Raw genomic sequence first — 14,913 nt, forward strand, 5'->3', positions numbered from 1 at the left:
CGCCGGTCGCCCGGTGGATGCGTCACCCACGGGTGGCGTCGAGTGCGGCGGTGAACCGGCGGGTGAGCGTCGTCGGGTGGGTGATCGCCGTGCCGACGACCACCGCGTACGCACCGTGCGCCAGCGCCTCCGCCGCCTCGGCCGGCGTCCCGATCCGCCCCTCCGCGAGCACCGGCACCCGCACCGCCGCCGCCAGCCGCTCCACCAGACCGAGGTCGGGACCCGTGCCGGGGGCGGGGGAGCGGCCGGTGTAGCCGGAGAGGGTGGTGCCGATCAGGTCGGCGCCCGCGTCGGCCGCCCGCAGCCCCTCCTCGTACGTCGAGACATCGGCCATCACGAGCCTGCCCGCCCGCCGCACCGCCTCGAACGACTCCGCCACGTCCCGGCCGTCCGGCCGCGGGCGGTCCGTGGCGTCGACGGCGACGATGTCCGCGCCGGCCTCCGCGACCGCCCGCGCGTGCGCCGCCGTGGGCGTGATCACGACGCCGCCGTCCCCGTCCTTCCAGAGCCCGATCAGCGGCGCACCGGTCGCGGCCCGGATCGCCCGCAGGTCCGCGAGCCCCTGTGCGCGGATGCCCGCGGCCCCGCCGTCGAGCACGGCGAGCGCCATGCGGCGCATGGTGTCGGGGTCGCGCAGCGGCTCGCCCGGATACGCCTGGCAGGACACCACCAACCGCCCGCGCAGCCGCGCGAGAAGACCACCATCCCGGCCGCCATCGTCGCTACGCGCGCTCACGCGATCGCCTCCCGTGCGAGCCGTGCGGCGCCGAGCAGCGCCGCGTCGTCTCCCAGCTCTCCCGGGACGACCGGGACGTCCGACAGCAGGGGCAGCGCCGTCGTGGTGATCGCCGCCCGCAGCGGTCGCCACCAGACCGGGCCGCACCGGCTCACGCCGCCGGTGACGAGGACGAGTTCGGGATCGAGCGCGTTGACGAGCCCGCCCACCGCCTCGCCCAGCGCCGCGGCGCCCTCCGCCAGCACCGCCACCGCCGCCGTGTCACCGGCCGCCGCCCGCTCCGCGACGACCGCGAGACCGCGGCCCCCGGCCGGGTCTCCGCCCGCCGCCTCCCCCGCGCGGCGGTGGTACTCCGCCGCCATCGCCGGGCCCGCCGCGACGGCCTCCGCGTGGCCCGTACCGCCGCAGGTGCACGGGCGGCCCGCCGCGGCCGGGACCGGCAGGTGGCCCAGGTGTCCCGCCGCGGAGCGGGCGCCCCGCAGGGGCCGGCCGTCGAGGACCAGCGAGCCGCCGATGCCGGTGCCCGCGGCGACGAGCAGGACGTGCGTGCGTCCTGCCGCCGCGCCGCGCCAGGTTTCGCCGAGCGCGTGCGCGTGCACGTCGTTGTCGACGGCGACGGGGACGCCGAGGCGGCGGCCGAGTTCGTCGCGGAGCGCGGTGCCGGCCCACCCCGGCAGCGCGGCGGTGGCGGAGAGCACGGTGCCGGCCGCGGCGTCGATCACGCCGGCGCTGCCGACGCCGACGGCCGCGTACGGGCCGCCGGCCGCGGTGAGTTCCGCCACGGCCGCCGCCGCGGCGTCGAGGACCGCCGCGGGCCCGGCCGCGGCCGGCGTGGGCGCGGTGCGGCGGTGCAGCATCCGCCCGTCCTCGCCGACCAGGGCGGCGGCGGTCTTCGTACCGCCGATGTCGAGCGCGGCGACGACGGTCATCGCGGCCCGGCGGCGGGTCGGTTGCGGCGGGGCACGCGTCCTCCCGGTACGTACGGCATGTCAACGAAGGCGGAGGCAGAGGCGGTTGGAGCGGAGTGAGGGGAGTAGGAGATCGGATGTCTGATGTCCGATGCCTGATAGCGTGTGACCGTAGCCCGGGGGTCGAAGCGGGTCAAGAGGCGGGAGCGCGCGCATGACCGAAGCCCGTGCCAGGGAAGTCCGTGCGAGCGCGGCCCGCGCGGCGGGTACGCCCACCGGCAGATCCCTGCTCCGGCTGGAGGTCACCGAGGGCATCAAGCGCTACATCCTCGCCAACCGGCTGCGCCCCGGCGACCCGCTGCCCACCGAGGCCGACCTGTGCGCCGCCCTCGGCGCCAGCCGCTCCAGCGTCCGCGAAGCGGTCAAGACGCTCCACGCCCTCGACATCGTCGACGTACGGCACGGGCACGGCACCTACGTCGGCAGGCTGAGCCTGTCGGCGCTCGTCGAGAGCCTCGCGTTCCGCGGGCTGCTCGGCCCGGAGGGCGACGTGCAGGTGATGGCCGATCTCGTGGACGTGCGCGAGCTGTTCGAGCGGGGCATGGCGGAGCGGATCGTGGCCCGGCTCGACGGCGACCGGCTCGACGCGCTGGACGCGCTGGTGGAGGAGATGCGCGCGGACGCGGGCGGCGCCGAGGCGGACTTCGTGGCGGCGGACCGTGCCTTCCACGCCCTGCTGGTCGAGCCGCTGGGCAACGATCTGATGGGGCAGCTCTCGATGGCCTTCTGGGACGTGTACGCCATCGTCGCCCCGCAGTTGCGGATGCCCACGGGCGAAGACCGGGCGCAGACGACTGCCGCGCACGCGGGCATCGTGCACGCGGCGCGCAGCGGCGACCCGGCCGCCTTCACCCGGGCCGTCGCGGCGCACTACGCCCCCGTACGCCGCCGCCTCGCGGCCGTCGGCAACGGCGGCGGGGACGCGGGGCACCGACCCGCGGGAGCCCGCCGGTAGTGCGGCGGAACGGAGGGTGCGTACCGTCAACGCCCCTGCGCACACCCGGCACCCGGCCCGCCCGACCCCGGCGGGGCCGGCCGGCTCCGCCCGCTCAACGCCGCTTGAACCTGCGCACCAGCCGCCCCCACGTGCCCATCCGCAGCGCCTCGTACTCGGCGAACCGCTCCCGGTCCGCCGGCTCGGCGACGTCCTCGAAGACCGCCCGGGCCTCCTCGCGGAGCACCGCGTCCTCGTGCAGCATCAGCACGAACAGCATCCCGTCGCGGCGCAGCGCGCGCAGCGCGCCCGCGCGTCCCGCCGGGTACGAGGTGAGTCCGTGCAGCGCGCGGAGCAGCGGCAGGTGCTCCGCCACCCGGTCGGGATGGAGCCGCAGGGCCAGCCGCAGCGCGAGTTCCAGCTCGGCGTCGGGGGCCCGCGGCTCGCGGGCGAGAACGGCGGTGACGGCCCGGGCGGCGGCCGGGGCGTCCTCGGCCATGTGCCGCAGCCGGCGCCGGAGTTCGCCGTCGTGTCCCGGCGGGTTGCCGTGCGCGGCGAGGACGATCGCGGCGTGGACCGCCTCGGCGGGCGGCGGCGCCTCCATGACGGCGCCGCCCGGGGCCGCGTCCCACGAGCCGTGCGCGTCCACCGCGTCCCCCGGCAGGGCGTCGAGCGTGCCGAGAGCCTTCAGCTCCCTGAGGGCCCCGTGCCGGTCCGTGGCCGACCGGCTCATCGCGAGGAAGACGAGCGCGTCGGCGATCTCCTCGTCCGCCGGCCGGCCGGAGCCGTCACCGGGCAGCTTCCTCATCACGTGCATGAGGCTGACCCGGGCCCGCGGCCCGGACTCGGCCTCGAACCGGGCCCGTACCTGCGCCTTCGTGGCGCCGTAGTGCTCCAGCGTGCGCAACACCTCGGGGAAGGCCATGTCGTCGGGCTCGATGCTCGCGGCGGCGTCGAGCAGCGCGGGCACGGCGCCGTCGAGGTGCGTGCCGCGCAGCGCGGTCGCGGCGTAGCGGATGCAGGCCCGGTCGCGCAGCGCGCGGCCGTAGACGGGCGCCGCCCGGTCGTCGCCGATGCGGCGCAGCGCCTCCACCAGGCCCTGCTTGAGGTCGTACGGGTCCTGGTAGTGCTCGTCCCGGGGCTCGCGCTGGGGGAGGCTGTCGCTGGGGACGGTGCGGTACCGCTCCAGCTCGAACACCTTGCCCACGCCGTGCTCGTCGACGAGGGCGTCGCCCTCCTCGTACCAGGCGTCCCACACCGCGGTGACGGCCGCGACCCGCTCCAGGTGCGCGGCGTGGTCGGCGAGGAGGGCGTCGAGCCGGTCGACGAGCACCGGGACGACCTCGGGTCCCCGCTCCTGGAGCGCGACGATCGCCCGCTCCCGGAGGCTCACCTCGTCGTAGCCGCCGTCCCCGGTCCGCCACAGGGCGAGCCGCTCGATCAGCTCGCCGACGTCGTCCGCCACTGGTTCACCCCTGTGCTACGGGCCGATTCCGAAGCCAGGACCGTACCGGAACGAGAAGGGGAAGGCTCCCGAACGACAGAACCGGTCCGGTTCCGTCACCTCCCGGGTCCACCGCGCGGGCCACGGCCCGCCCCGGGGCGTGCCGCCCCGGGGGTGGCCCGCCGTCAGTCCGCGATGAACCGGTTGCCCAACCGCCCCGTGCTCTCGCTCCGTTCGCGCTGGCGCCGGATGACGTACGTGCCCGGGGCGATGCCCGTACCGCCGTGTTCCGGGTGGATGAGGTACGCGACCGCCGTGGCGTCGAGGACGCCGAGGGCGAGGCGCTGCGGGTCGTGCACGCGCCGGCTCCAGCGGCAGGTGCCGGGGTCGGCGACGAGCGTGTGCGGGTTGCCGCCGGCGGCGCCGCGCAGCAGCTCGACGCCGCCCGCGGGGACGGCCGTCCAGCGGGTGTGCGGCGGGACGGTGACGTCGTCGAGGAGCGCCAGCGGTACGACGATGAGGTCGCCCTGTGCCTGGAGGCCGGCGACGACGGGGATGGTCACCTCGCGCTCCAGGTGGGCGAGGACGTCGAGGCCGGTCCTGGCGGTGAGGTCGGCGAGGGTCACGGCTGCGGACGTGGTCATGTGCATCACCTCGGGGTGAGAGAAGGGGAGCAGGTGGGAGGAGAAGGAGGGCCGCACGTCAGGTGCGGCGGGCGAGCCGTGCGTACTGCGGGCCGCTGAGCCCGTACGACCAGCCGGCCGCGGCGACCGGGTCGTCGATGCCGGCGGGCACGCTCAGCCCGTACCGGCGGCGCCGCCCGTCGGGTTCGACGGAGCCGTTGACGACGAGCAGGACGCGCCCGGGTGTGCCCCACACGCGCCGCGGCACGTGGTAGAGGTGCAGGTGGGACCCGGGGTTGCCGGGGTCGGGGGCCTGCGCGAGCAGGTGCAGTCCCGCTCGGTCGACGTACGTGTCCCAGCCGATGCGCTCGATGGCGCAGCGGCGCACCTCGACGTTCGGCTCGCGGTGGATCCGCGCCACCGTCGGCTCCGTGACGACCCACCGCGGCACGGCGGTGCCGTGCAGCGCGTACACCTCGGCACCGTCGCCGTACCGGACGGCGGGGCGGCCGGGGTGGTGCAGCCGCAGTTCGCCGTGGCGGGCGCCGGGCAGCGGCTCCGTGTGCACCTCGGCGGGCCGCTCGGCGACGACGCACACCCCGTCACCGGGCCACCACCAGCCGGCGGCGCGGGCCAGGGCGGCCCACAGGGCGAGTTGGCGGGTGTCGGCGGCGCGGTAGGCGGCGAGGCCGAGGCGGGCGTGGATGTCGTAGTGCCCGATCCAGTGCGCGTCGTGCTGGCCGTGGAAGGTGAGCCCGAGCGGTCCGGCGTCGGCGGCCGGCAGCAGGGCGGTGCGGAGCGCGGGCCGCGGGCCGTCGAGCAGCGTGGCGGAGAGCGGGTCGTGGACGGCGGTCCACAGGACGTCGCGCAGCGCGTACCCGTCGCTGAGCGCGTCCTCGGCCGTCATGGTGTGCGCGACCTGGTGCCATGCCGGGCGCGGGCGGTGCCCCACCGACCAGGGGCGCGGGACGCGCCGGTCCAGCCGGGTGCGCAGCGCGGAGAGCAGCGACGCGAGCCGGGAGGCGACGGGCCAGTCCGCCCACCGCGCCGGGGCGTCGGCGGCCCGCAGCCGCGGGCGGGCGAAGGCGGGTTGCTCGTCCCGCAGCGCCGGCGGGGCCGCCGCGGGGGAGGGGATCCAGACGAACCGCGGTGGCGGCGCGCCCGCCAGGCCGTAGAGCCCGGTGACGGCGGCTTCTGCCGCCGGCCGGTCCGCGGGCAGGGTGGAGAAGGCGTGCCCCAGCCAGTCGTCGCGCAGGGCGACGGCGAGGGACAGGCGTTCGCGGGAAGAGGAGAGTGAACCGTCGAAGCGGGGAGAAGCCCCGCGCGCAGAGGTCACCGCGGTCACCAGAGGGAGGCGGTGTGCGCCTTTCCGTGAGTCATGGCGGCCAGGGTGCCAGCGGCGGCGCGGGGGCGCAAGGGGATTACGGGCCGCGAGCGCGGGCCGGCGCCGTGGCGGGGAAAGGGCGCGGCGCCGCCGCGCCGCCGTGTGATCGAATGCGGGGAGAGGACGTCGTAGCGCGAAAGGGGCAGGTGAACGCTCGTGGTCTTCGTGGAGGTGCCGCTGACGGCGGCGGTACGGGAGGCGACGGGCGTCACCGGCTTCGCGGAACGGCTCTACGGCGGCGAGGAGTCCGCCGCCTGGCGGGTCGGCGCGCACGTGGTGCGGATCGGCGCGTACGACAAGGACACCGCGGAGACGGAATGGTGCCACCGCGTCGCGGTCGCCGCGCGGACCGGCGGCTGCCCCGAGGCGGTAGCCCCGTTGCCCATCCCGGGCCGGGACGGCGCCACGGTCGTACGGGTCGAGGGCCGCACGGTGTCGCTCTGGCCGTACGTCGACGGGGTCTGGGCCGACGGCGACGACCCCCGCTCCGCGACGGCCGCGGCCCGCATGCTGGCCCGTCTGCACCGCGCGCTGGCCGGCGCCCGACTGCCGCCCCGGCCGCGGCGGAACTTCCTCGAAGCCGGCCTCGCCGGCGACGAGGCGTACGACGACCCGCGGCTGCACGACCCGCAACTGGACACGTGGCTGGCCGGGTTCACCGCCCGCGCGCTGCCGCGCCACGCCCTGCACGGCGACTACCACCACGGCAACCTGCTGGTCGACCGTGGTGACCCGGCGCGGATCGTCGCCGTGCTCGACTGGGACGAGTCCTTCGTCGCCCCGCCGGAGGTGGAAGTGGGCGGCGCGGCGCTGGAGTTCGCCGACGAGTTCTGCGAGAACCCGGCGGACGCGCGCCGGTTCGCCGACGCCTACCGGGAGGCCGGCGGCACCGCCGAGGCGCTGGACGAGGAGACGCTGACGCAGTTGATGCGGCACCGGCTGCGGCGCGAGGGCGCGTACTTCGCGCTCGCCGTGGCCCGGGGCGTCCGGCACGACGAGGAGGACCTGGAGTACCACCGGCGCCGCATGGAGGCGTTCGCCAGACTCCGGCCGTAGCCCTGCGCGCGTGAGCGGGGGGTGCCGGCAAATCGGGTTGTCCGGCGGCACGGCAGCCGACTACGTTGCCGAGGTGGAACAATTCGTGCCCTCCTGGGCGGCGTTGCGCGCCGCGGTCGCGGGTCTGAGAGACGAGGACTTCGCACAGCCCTCCGGCTGCACCGGCTGGCTCGTCCGCGACCTCGCCTCCCACCTCGTGATCGACGCGCAGGACGTGCTCATCACCCTGGTCACCCCCGCCGACGGCGAGCCGACGGTCGACGCGGCGCGCTACTGGCACGTCAGCGACGAGCCGCCGACCGGCGCGGACCCCCTCGACGCACTCACCGTCCGGCTGGCGGCGGCGTACGAGGATCCGGCGCTGCTGAAGTTCCACCTCGACGACGTCGGCTCCGCCGCGGGCCGGGCCGCGCAACTCGCCGACCCGGCGCTGCGGGTGAGCACGCAGGACATGGTCCTCACCGCGGGCGACTACCTCGCGGCGTACGTCCTGGAGTGGACCCTGCACCACCTCGACCTGACCGCGCACCTCCCCCACGTGCCGGGACCGCCCGCCGCGGGCCTGGCCGACACCCGGGCCCTGCTGGAGCGGATCGCGGGCGCGGCGTTCCCGGCGTCCTTCACGGACACCGACGCCCTCCTGATCGCCACCGGCCGCCGCACCCCCACCGAAGCGGAACGCACCGCCCTCGGCCCCCTGGCGGCGAAGCTCCCCCTGATCCTGGGCTGACCGTGGACCGGCGGCCACGGCTCTACGGGACCGGAGGCCGCCGCCGCACGCGGGGGAGGCCCGCAGGTCACCGCCTAGCCGGCGCCGATGCGGGCCAGGACGTCGTCCGGCAGCGGGCAGGGCTCCTCCCTCGGCAGCAGCGCGGCCGCCTCCTCGCGCCGCCGCTCCCGCAGCAGCGCGCGCACTTCCCGCGCGAGCGGCGTGACGTCCTCGATCCCGCGGATCCACTCCTCGACGTACCCACCGACCGCGGGACCGGAGAGCCCGATCTGGATCGCGCGCCGCTCCAGCGGCCGCAGAGCCGTGTCCCGCTCCGGATCCCACTGGATCCGCACCGGGCTGGTCCTCTTCGCCGCCAGCCAGTCCTCCCGGGTGGCGTACACGCGGCCGTCGTGGTGGCTCAGGCAGGAGTGGCGCAGCGCCCACTCGAAGCCCCGCCGGCTGATCTCGACGGCCAGCACGCGCTCCTGGCCGGGCTTCTCCGCCCAGCCGCAGCGGTACATCATCCACAGGAACGACGGCTTGATCCACGTCATCCGCTCGCGCTTGAACGGCGGCACGAACGTGCCCGCCCGCAGCGCCGGCCCGGCGACGGCGGGCGCGTACGCCTGGTAGACGGTGACCGTGTCCGCGGTCTGCCGCGCGCGGACCTGCCGTGCTTCCGTCGTCATGCCGGCAACTCCTCCGCCCGCGTGGGGGATCCGGTCAGGAACGCCGCCGTGGCCGCCGTGAAGAGCGCCGGGTCGTCCAGCCACGGGTGGTGGCCCGCGGCGGGCTGGACGGCACAGCGGGCGTTCGCGAAGAGGGCCGCGTACGCGGCCATCGCCGGGGGCGGCGAGTTGACGTCCACCTCCCCGGCGAGGACCAGCGCGGGGGCGGTCAGGCGGGCCAGGGCGGCGCGGGTGGCGGGCGGGTCGTAGGCGCCGGGGGCGCCGTAGGCGGCCGCGGCTTCGGCGTTGCGGTCCTCGCCGGACGCGGCGTCCAGGGCGCGGGCCGCGTCGTCCCAGCGGCCGTGGAAGAACGGTGCGATGGCGCCGCGTTCGCCGCCGCGGCCGGCGGTCAGGTCCGCCAGCGCCGCGTACGCCCCGGGGAACCACGGCTCCGCCGCCCGCAGCCGGGCCGCCGCCAGCCGGTCCTCCGCGGTGACGTCGATGCCGACCGCCGCGACGCTCGGCGTGATCAGCGCGAGCCGGCGGACGCGCTCGGGGTGGCGGGCCGCGTAGAGCACCGCGAGGTTGGCGCCGGCGCAGTGCGCGAGCAGGTCGAGGCGGTCCAGACCGAGGTGCGCGCGCAGCGCGTCGACGTCGGTGACGAGGCGGTCGCAGCGGTACGACGCGGGGTCGGCCGGGGTGGCGGAGTCGCCGGTGCCGCGCGGGTCGAGGCGGATCAGCCTGCGGTGCGCGGTCAGCCCGCCGAGGTCGCCGAGGTAGGCGGAGGACTGCATGGGCCCGCCCGGCAGGCAGACGACGGGCGCGCCGTCGCCACCGGAGTCGTGGTAGGCGAGCGCGGTCCCGTCGGGGGCGGTGAAGTCCTTCATGGCGACGACCCTGTCAGCGGCGTTCCCCGCGCGGCAACCGGATTCCGGCCCGCCGGCCGGGTGCCCGCGTACCCGATCGGGCGCGGGCGCCCAGGTCAGCGCTTGACAAATTTATTTGTCAAGGGAAGTCTTGCGGCATGGAGGACATCGACGTGATCGCGGACCCGGCCTCGGCCGCCGCCGCCCTGGATCCGGTGCGGGCCCGGCTGCTCGCGGAACTGCGCGCGCCCGCCTCGGCCTCCGCCCTGGCGAGCCGGCTCGGCGTGCCCCGGCAGCGGGTCAACTACCACCTGCGGCTGCTGGAGAAGCACGGCCTCGTGGAGGTCGCGGGCACCCGCGTCTGGGGCGGGCTGACGGAGCGGCAGCTCGTCGCCAGCGCCGCCGGGTACGTGGTCTCCCCGGAGGCGCTCGGAGCCGCCGCCGGAGGGCCGCGGGCGGACGGCGACCGGCTGTCGGCGGCGTACGTCGTCGCGCTGGCGGCCCGGGTCGTCGCGGAGGTCGGCGGCATGGCGCGTAACGCCTTGCGCGGACGCAAGCGGCTGCCGGTCTACGGGCTGGACGCCGCCGTGCGGTTCCGCTCGCCGGCCGACCGGGCGGCGTTCGCCGAGGAGCTGACGGCCGCGGTGAACGGGCTGGTCTCCAAGTACCACGACGAGGCCGCGCCGGACGGTCGCTGGCAGCGGCTGACGGTCTCCGTCCACCCCGTGCCGAAGGGCGTCGACCCCGGCGCACCGGAGGCACCGGAGGCACCGGAAGCGACGGACGCGGCGCAGGCGACGGACGTACCGGAGGCGCCGGACGGCGCCGAGGGCGGCGAGCGGCCGTGACGGACGACGACCCCACGGCCCGCCTCAGCAGCCACGAGATCACGGTCCCCGGCACCCCCGACGAGGTGTGGCGCGCCATCGCCACCGGGCCGGGACACGCCGCCTGGCTCTTCCCCGCCGACATCGACCCCGCCGCGGGCGGCGCGATGACCGTGCACCGCGAGCCCTACGGCGAGACCGCGCACGCCACCGTCACCGACTGGGACCCGCCGCACCGCTTCGGCTACGAGGAGCCCGCGGGCCCCGACGCGCCGCCGCTGGCCACGGAGTTCCTCGTGGAGGCCGCGGGCGGCGGCAGTTGCGTCGTCCGCGTCGTCAACGGCTTCCGCCACGACGGCGAGGGCTGGGAGGACCTGGTCGAGGGGGCGGGCGAGGGCTGGCGGATGTCGCTGACCGTCCTGCGCGCCTACCTCACGCACTTCGCCGGCCGCCCGGCCGGCAGCGTCGGCGTGCTCGTCGGCCTCGGCCTGCCCGCCGCCGAACGGCCCCGCGCCGCCGCCGTCCTCGACCGCCTCCTCGGCATCGGGGCGGCCCCCGCCGGCGCCGCGTTCCGCACCCCCACGGGCGCACCGGAGCTGACCGGCACGGTCGAGGCCAGGAGCCCGGGCTACGTACTGCTGCGCGCCGCCGAGCCGTACCCCGCGCTGTACGCCTTCTCCTGCTTCCCGATGGCCCCCGGCGCCCCGCTCTCGGTCAACCTCCTCGCCCGCCTGTACGGCGCCCCGCCCGGCGCCGCCGCACGCGAGGAGGACAGGTGGCGCGCCTGGCTCACCAGCGCCCGCCACGCGTTCGGCAACTGAGGACGACGACCCCGAAGGGGGCCGCGTACCACCACCGCGTTCGACAACTGAGGACCATCACAGCCGCGTTCGACAAGTGAGGATCATCATGCTGCTGAAGGAGAAGAACGCCCTCGTCTACGGTGCAGGCGGCATCGGCCGCGCCGTCGCGCTGGGCTTCGCCCGCGAAGGCGCCACCGTGCACCTGGCCAGCCGGACCCCCGCGCGCCTGGAGGCCGTTGCCGCGGACGTGCGCGAGGCCGGCGGGAAGGTGTCGACGGCCGCCGTCGACGCGCTGGACGAGAGCGCCGTCGACGCGCACGCCGACGCCGTGGCCAAGGAGGCGGGCAGCGTCGACGTCTCCATCAACCTCGTCTCCGTGGGCGACATCCAGGGCACGCCCCTGGCCGAGATGACGCTGAGCGACTTCGAAGCGCCCGTCCGCAACGCCGTACGCACCACCTTCCTGACCTCGAAGGCCGCCGCCCGGCACATGATCCGGCAGAAGTCCGGCGTGCTGCTCACCTTCGGCGGCGTCGGCGACCCGATGCACGACTACTTCATCGGCGGCTTCCAGGTCGCGCTGAGCGCCGTCGACATGCTGCGCAAGCAGTTCGCCGCCGAACTGGGCCCGCACGGCGTGCGCGTCGTCGGGCTGAAGACCGGCGGTATCCCGGAGTCGATCCCCGAGGGCTTCGAGGGCCGCGACGAACTGGTCGCCTCGCTGGTCGAGCCGACCATGCTGGGCCGGACGGCGACGTACGAGGACGTCGGCAACGCCGCCGCGTTCGCGGCCTCCGACCGGGCCGCGTCGATCACGGCGGCCGAGCTGAACATCACCTGCGGTGCGATCGTGGACTGAACCGTTCCGCGGCGATCGAAAAATGTGCAGATGGGCTGACTCGGGAGCGCTCCCACGCTACGCTCCCAAGCCACGCCGCGCCCCGTCACCGGGAGGGGGCGCGGCGGCTTCCGGGGGAGTCCCATGCGCATACGCCCACGTACCAGCAACCGCACCCGTACCCGCACGTCCCGTGGTCTCGCCGCCGTGCTGGCCGCCGGCCTCCTCGCCGGCTGCGCGCTGCTCGACGACGGCCCGCCCGCCGCGGAGCCGGACGGGGGAGGCGGCGACGGCGGGCCCGTCACGCTGACGGTCGGCGTCTTCGGCGTCTTCGGCTTCGAGGAGGCCGGGCTCTACGACGAGTACGAGAAGCTGTACCCCGACGTCACCATCGTGGAGAAGGCGGCGCCCAGCAACGAGGAGTACTACCCGGCGCTGCGCGACGCCCTCGACTCCGGCCGCGGGCTCGCCGACATCCAGGCCGTCGAGGTCGGCAACATCAGCGAGGTCGTCGCCACCCGCGCCGACCGGCTCATGGACCTCGGCACCGCGACCGGCGTCGACGAGGGCGCGTTCCTGCCCTGGAAGTGGGACCAGGCGACGACCGACGAAAACAAGACCGTCGGCCTCGGCACCGACATCGGCCCGATGGCGGTCTGCTACCGCAAGGACCTCTTCCGCGCCGCCGGGCTGCCGACCGACCGCGAGGAGGTCGCCGCGCTGTGGTTCTCCGACTGGGAGAAGTACCTCGGGATCGGCGCGGACTACATGGCGAACGCCCCCGCGGGCACCGCCTTCGTCGACTCGGCCGCCGGCGTCTACAACGGCTCGATCAGCAGCTTCCCCGTGCGCTACTTCGGCCGCGAGGGCGAGGTCATCTACCAGGACAGTCCCGCCGTCGAGGTCTCCTGGGACCTGGCGATGCAGGCGGCACAGGGTGAAATGACGGCCCGGCTCAAGCAGTTCACCCCCGCCTGGGACGAGGGCTTCGCCGAGGGCGGCTTCGCGACCGTCATCTGCCCGTCCTGGATGCTGGGTTACATCCAGGAGAAGGCGGGGCCGGGGGCCGCGGACAAGTGGGACATCGCCACCGCACCCAAGCCCGCCAACTGGGGCGGCTCGTTCCTGACGGTCCCCGAGGCCGGCGAGCACCGGGAGGCGGCGGCCCGGCTCGCGGCCTGGCTGACCGCGCCCGAGCAGCAGGCCAGGCTCTTCGAGAAGCGGGCGAGCTTCCCCAGTTCGCAGGCCGCGTACGAGCTGCCGCAGGTCGCGGACGCCACCCACCCGTACTTCAACGACGCGCCGACCGGCGAGATCTTCTCCATCGCCGCGAAGAGCATCCCGACCCTCGAACTCGGCGCGAAGGACCAGCCGATCCAGCAGCAGATCACCGACGCGGGCATCCTGCCGGTCGAGCAGGGGAAGCTGACGCCCACGCAGGCATGGCGGGCGGCGGAGCGGAAGATCGACGCGCTGCTGAACCGCTGACGTCACGGGGTCCCGCCGCTGCCCCCCTCAATCCCCGCCCGCGAGCGGCGAGTCGGCGGGGAACGCGCGGCGCAGCCTGCGTACGCCCTCGCGCAACTGCGCCGTGCCCGAGCCGGCGGCGTAGCTCAGCCGGAGGTGCGGCGCCGGCGCCTCGGCGGTGAAGTACGGGGCCCCCGGGGTGACCGCGACGCCGTGGCGCAGCGCCGCCGCGGCCACGGCCGCCTCGTCGGCGCCGTCCGGCAGCCGCAGCCACAGGTGGTAGCCGCCGAGGGGCGGCCGGTCCGGTACGAGCCCCGGCAGCTCGGCGTGGAGCGCGGCCAGGACGGCGCTCCGGCGCTCGCGCAACGCGCCCGCGAGCGCCCGCAGATGGCTCGCCCAGGCGGGGGAGCCGACGAGTTCGAGCGCGGTCTCCTGCAGCGGGCGGGGCACGAAGAGGCTGTCGACGACCTGGACCGCGCGCAGCCGCTCCAGCACGGGCCCGCGCGCCGACAGCGCCCCGACCCGCAGGCTGGGCGAGGCCGCCTTGGTCAGCGAGCGGACGTGCACCACCACGCCGTCCGGGTCGTCGGCGGCGAGCGCCGGCGGAAGCGGCGCGGCGTCCGCGTGCGCGAGCCGGCGTGCGAAGTCGTCCTCGACGACGAACGCCCCGGCGGCCCGCGCGGTGCGGAGCACGGCCGCACGCCGCCCCGGCGCCAGCACGGCGCCGGTGGGGTTGTGGAACAGCGGCTGGCAGACGAACACCCGGGCGCGGGTCGCGGCGAACGCCTCGGCCAGCAGGTCGGCCCGTACGCCGTCGGCGTCGAGCGGCACCGGCACCGGCCGCAGCCCCGCCGCGCGGGCCACGGCGAGCAGCCCCGGGTACGTGGGCGACTCGACCAGCACCGCGGAGCCGGGAGCGGCCAGCGCCCGCAGCGCGGTCGTCAGCCCGCTCTGCCCGCCGGCGGTGACCAGTACGTCGGCGGCGCCGAGCGGCCCGGCGGGGCCGCCGATGTCGCGGGCGAACCAGTCGCGCAGCTCGGCCAGCCCCGCGACCGGCGGCCGGGACCAGGTGCCGGGCCGCCGGCCGGCCCGGGCCAGCGCCCCGGCCAGCGCGCGCTCCGGGCGCAGCGAGGCGTGCGGATAGCCGCCGCTCAGGTCGACGACCTCAGCGGGCGGGGCGGCGAGCGTGGCCAGCACCCCGGCCGCGTCGGCGGCGCGCGGGCCGGTGTCGACGGCGGCGTACGGCGGGTCCGCGGTGAGCGCCACCTCCTGCCACGAGACGTCGCCGAGGGCGCGGGCGGGAGCGCGGACGGGGGCCTTGAACACGCCGGCGCCCGGCCTGCTGGTCACCAGGCCCTCGGCGGTGAGGGCGGCGATGGCGCGGGAGACCGTCACGGGGCTCACCCGGTGGCGCGCCACGAGCGCCCGGCTGGACGGCAGCTTCTCGCCCTCGGAGTAGCGGCTCAGCTCGTCACGCAGGACCGCGACCAACTGGGCGACACTGCTACTGTCGTTCATGACAGCACAAGATAGCGCTACTCTGCCGGCGGCGATATCGGTCCGCAGCGGCACGCTCCTGGCCGCCCT

The 14,913-nt window shown here is 76.4% G+C and carries 15 protein-coding genes; 7 read left to right on the plus strand and 8 right to left on the minus strand.

What is annotated here, in order from left to right; genetic code table 11:
* Positions 1-22: 22 nt before the first annotated feature.
* Together FB457_RS18165 and FB457_RS18170 are read right to left on the minus strand one after the other, a co-directional pair.
* Complete coding sequence (locus tag FB457_RS18165; protein ID WP_145782417.1) at positions 23-736, minus strand: N-acetylmannosamine-6-phosphate 2-epimerase; 714 nt, start codon at positions 734-736, stop codon at positions 23-25.
* Positions 733-1,665 (minus strand): ROK family protein, encoded by a 933-nt coding sequence (locus FB457_RS18170; RefSeq protein ID WP_145782418.1) that lies wholly within the window; start codon positions 1,663-1,665, stop codon positions 733-735. The genes FB457_RS18165 and FB457_RS18170 overlap by 4 nt, the downstream gene beginning before the upstream one ends.
* Positions 1,666-1,858: 193 nt before the next feature.
* Here FB457_RS18170 and FB457_RS18175 point away from each other — a divergent pair, with 193 nt between their 5' ends.
* The gene (locus FB457_RS18175; protein WP_145782419.1) at positions 1,859-2,659 is read left to right on the plus strand and encodes an FCD domain-containing protein; all 801 of its coding nucleotides are present in this window, start codon (positions 1,859-1,861) and stop codon (positions 2,657-2,659) included.
* Positions 2,660-2,753: 94 nt separating this feature from the next.
* On the opposite strand, the gene FB457_RS18180 is transcribed toward FB457_RS18175, so the two are convergent.
* The 3 genes from FB457_RS18180 to FB457_RS18190 form a co-directional block, all read right to left on the minus strand.
* On the minus strand, positions 2,754-4,103 hold the full coding sequence (locus FB457_RS18180) for a hypothetical protein (protein ID WP_145782421.1): 1,350 nt from the start codon (positions 4,101-4,103) through the stop codon (positions 2,754-2,756).
* 164 nt (positions 4,104-4,267) lie between these two features.
* Positions 4,268-4,726: a hypothetical protein gene (locus FB457_RS18185; RefSeq protein WP_347614237.1), complete on the minus strand. Its 459-nt coding sequence runs from the start codon at positions 4,724-4,726 to the stop codon at positions 4,268-4,270.
* A 58-nt stretch (positions 4,727-4,784) separates the two neighbouring features.
* Positions 4,785-6,041, minus strand: a complete 1,257-nt coding sequence (locus FB457_RS18190; RefSeq protein ID WP_486589059.1) for a DUF6745 domain-containing protein — start codon at positions 6,039-6,041, stop codon at positions 4,785-4,787.
* Positions 6,042-6,245: 204 nt separating this feature from the next.
* On the opposite strand from FB457_RS18190, the gene FB457_RS18195 reads away from it, so the two are divergent.
* The gene (locus tag FB457_RS18195) at positions 6,246-7,145 is read left to right on the plus strand and encodes a phosphotransferase (protein WP_145782424.1); all 900 of its coding nucleotides are present in this window, start codon (positions 6,246-6,248) and stop codon (positions 7,143-7,145) included.
* 73 nt (positions 7,146-7,218) lie between these two features.
* A complete protein-coding gene (locus FB457_RS18200; protein ID WP_047020583.1) occupies positions 7,219-7,875 on the plus strand; it encodes a maleylpyruvate isomerase N-terminal domain-containing protein in 657 nt (218 codons plus the stop codon).
* 74 nt (positions 7,876-7,949) lie between these two features.
* Here FB457_RS18200 and FB457_RS18205 read toward each other — a convergent pair whose 3' ends face one another.
* Entirely contained in the window at positions 7,950-8,546 is a 597-nt protein-coding gene (locus tag FB457_RS18205) for a DUF4291 domain-containing protein (RefSeq protein ID WP_047019111.1), read from the minus strand.
* A complete protein-coding gene (locus FB457_RS18210) occupies positions 8,543-9,412 on the minus strand; it encodes an alpha/beta fold hydrolase (RefSeq protein WP_047019112.1) in 870 nt (289 codons plus the stop codon). The genes FB457_RS18205 and FB457_RS18210 overlap by 4 nt, the downstream gene beginning before the upstream one ends.
* Before the next feature lie 137 nt (positions 9,413-9,549).
* Between FB457_RS18210 and FB457_RS18215 the strand changes: the two genes are divergently transcribed.
* The 4 genes from FB457_RS18215 (at position 9,550) to FB457_RS18230 (ending at position 13,347) form a co-directional block, all read left to right on the plus strand.
* Positions 9,550-10,239 (plus strand): helix-turn-helix domain-containing protein, encoded by a 690-nt coding sequence (locus tag FB457_RS18215; protein ID WP_486589060.1) that lies wholly within the window; start codon positions 9,550-9,552, stop codon positions 10,237-10,239.
* Positions 10,236-11,039: an SRPBCC family protein gene (locus FB457_RS18220; RefSeq protein WP_145782425.1), complete on the plus strand. Its 804-nt coding sequence runs from the start codon at positions 10,236-10,238 to the stop codon at positions 11,037-11,039. Before FB457_RS18215 ends, FB457_RS18220 begins: the two co-directional genes overlap by 4 nt.
* 88 nt (positions 11,040-11,127) lie before the next feature.
* Entirely contained in the window at positions 11,128-11,880 is a 753-nt protein-coding gene (locus FB457_RS18225; RefSeq protein WP_047020585.1) for an SDR family NAD(P)-dependent oxidoreductase, read from the plus strand.
* 123 nt (positions 11,881-12,003) lie between these two features.
* Complete coding sequence (locus FB457_RS18230) at positions 12,004-13,347, plus strand: extracellular solute-binding protein (protein ID WP_145782426.1); 1,344 nt, start codon at positions 12,004-12,006, stop codon at positions 13,345-13,347.
* A gap of 27 nt (positions 13,348-13,374) precedes the next feature.
* Here the strand turns inward: FB457_RS18230 and FB457_RS18235 are convergent, their stop codons facing one another.
* Positions 13,375-14,844, minus strand: a complete 1,470-nt coding sequence (locus tag FB457_RS18235) for an aminotransferase-like domain-containing protein (RefSeq protein WP_047019115.1) — start codon at positions 14,842-14,844, stop codon at positions 13,375-13,377.
* Positions 14,845-14,913 lie beyond the last annotated feature (69 nt).

It is taken from the genome of Streptomyces sp. CNZ287, assembly GCF_007827615.1.

What these genes read in the sequence shown, in the direction of transcription:
- FB457_RS18170 (WP_145782418.1), bottom strand. Translation starts at nt 1,665, where the DNA reads ATGACCGTCGTCGCCGCGCTCGACATCGGCGGTACGAAGACCGCCGCC.
- FB457_RS18175 (WP_145782419.1), top strand. Translation starts at nt 1,859, where the DNA reads ATGACCGAAGCCCGTGCCAGGGAAGTCCGTGCGAGCGCGGCCCGCGCG.
- FB457_RS18185 (WP_347614237.1), bottom strand. Translation starts at nt 4,726, where the DNA reads ATGACCACGTCCGCAGCCGTGACCCTCGCCGACCTCACCGCCAGGACC.
- FB457_RS18205 (WP_047019111.1), bottom strand. Translation starts at nt 8,546, where the DNA reads ATGACGACGGAAGCACGGCAGGTCCGCGCGCGGCAGACCGCGGACACG.
- FB457_RS18210 (WP_047019112.1), bottom strand. Translation starts at nt 9,412, where the DNA reads ATGAAGGACTTCACCGCCCCCGACGGGACCGCGCTCGCCTACCACGAC.
- FB457_RS18215 (WP_486589060.1), top strand. Translation starts at nt 9,550, where the DNA reads ATGGAGGACATCGACGTGATCGCGGACCCGGCCTCGGCCGCCGCCGCC.
- FB457_RS18225 (WP_047020585.1), top strand. Translation starts at nt 11,128, where the DNA reads ATGCTGCTGAAGGAGAAGAACGCCCTCGTCTACGGTGCAGGCGGCATC.
- FB457_RS18230 (WP_145782426.1), top strand. Translation starts at nt 12,004, where the DNA reads ATGCGCATACGCCCACGTACCAGCAACCGCACCCGTACCCGCACGTCC.
- FB457_RS18235 (WP_047019115.1), bottom strand. Translation starts at nt 14,844, where the DNA reads ATGAACGACAGTAGCAGTGTCGCCCAGTTGGTCGCGGTCCTGCGTGAC.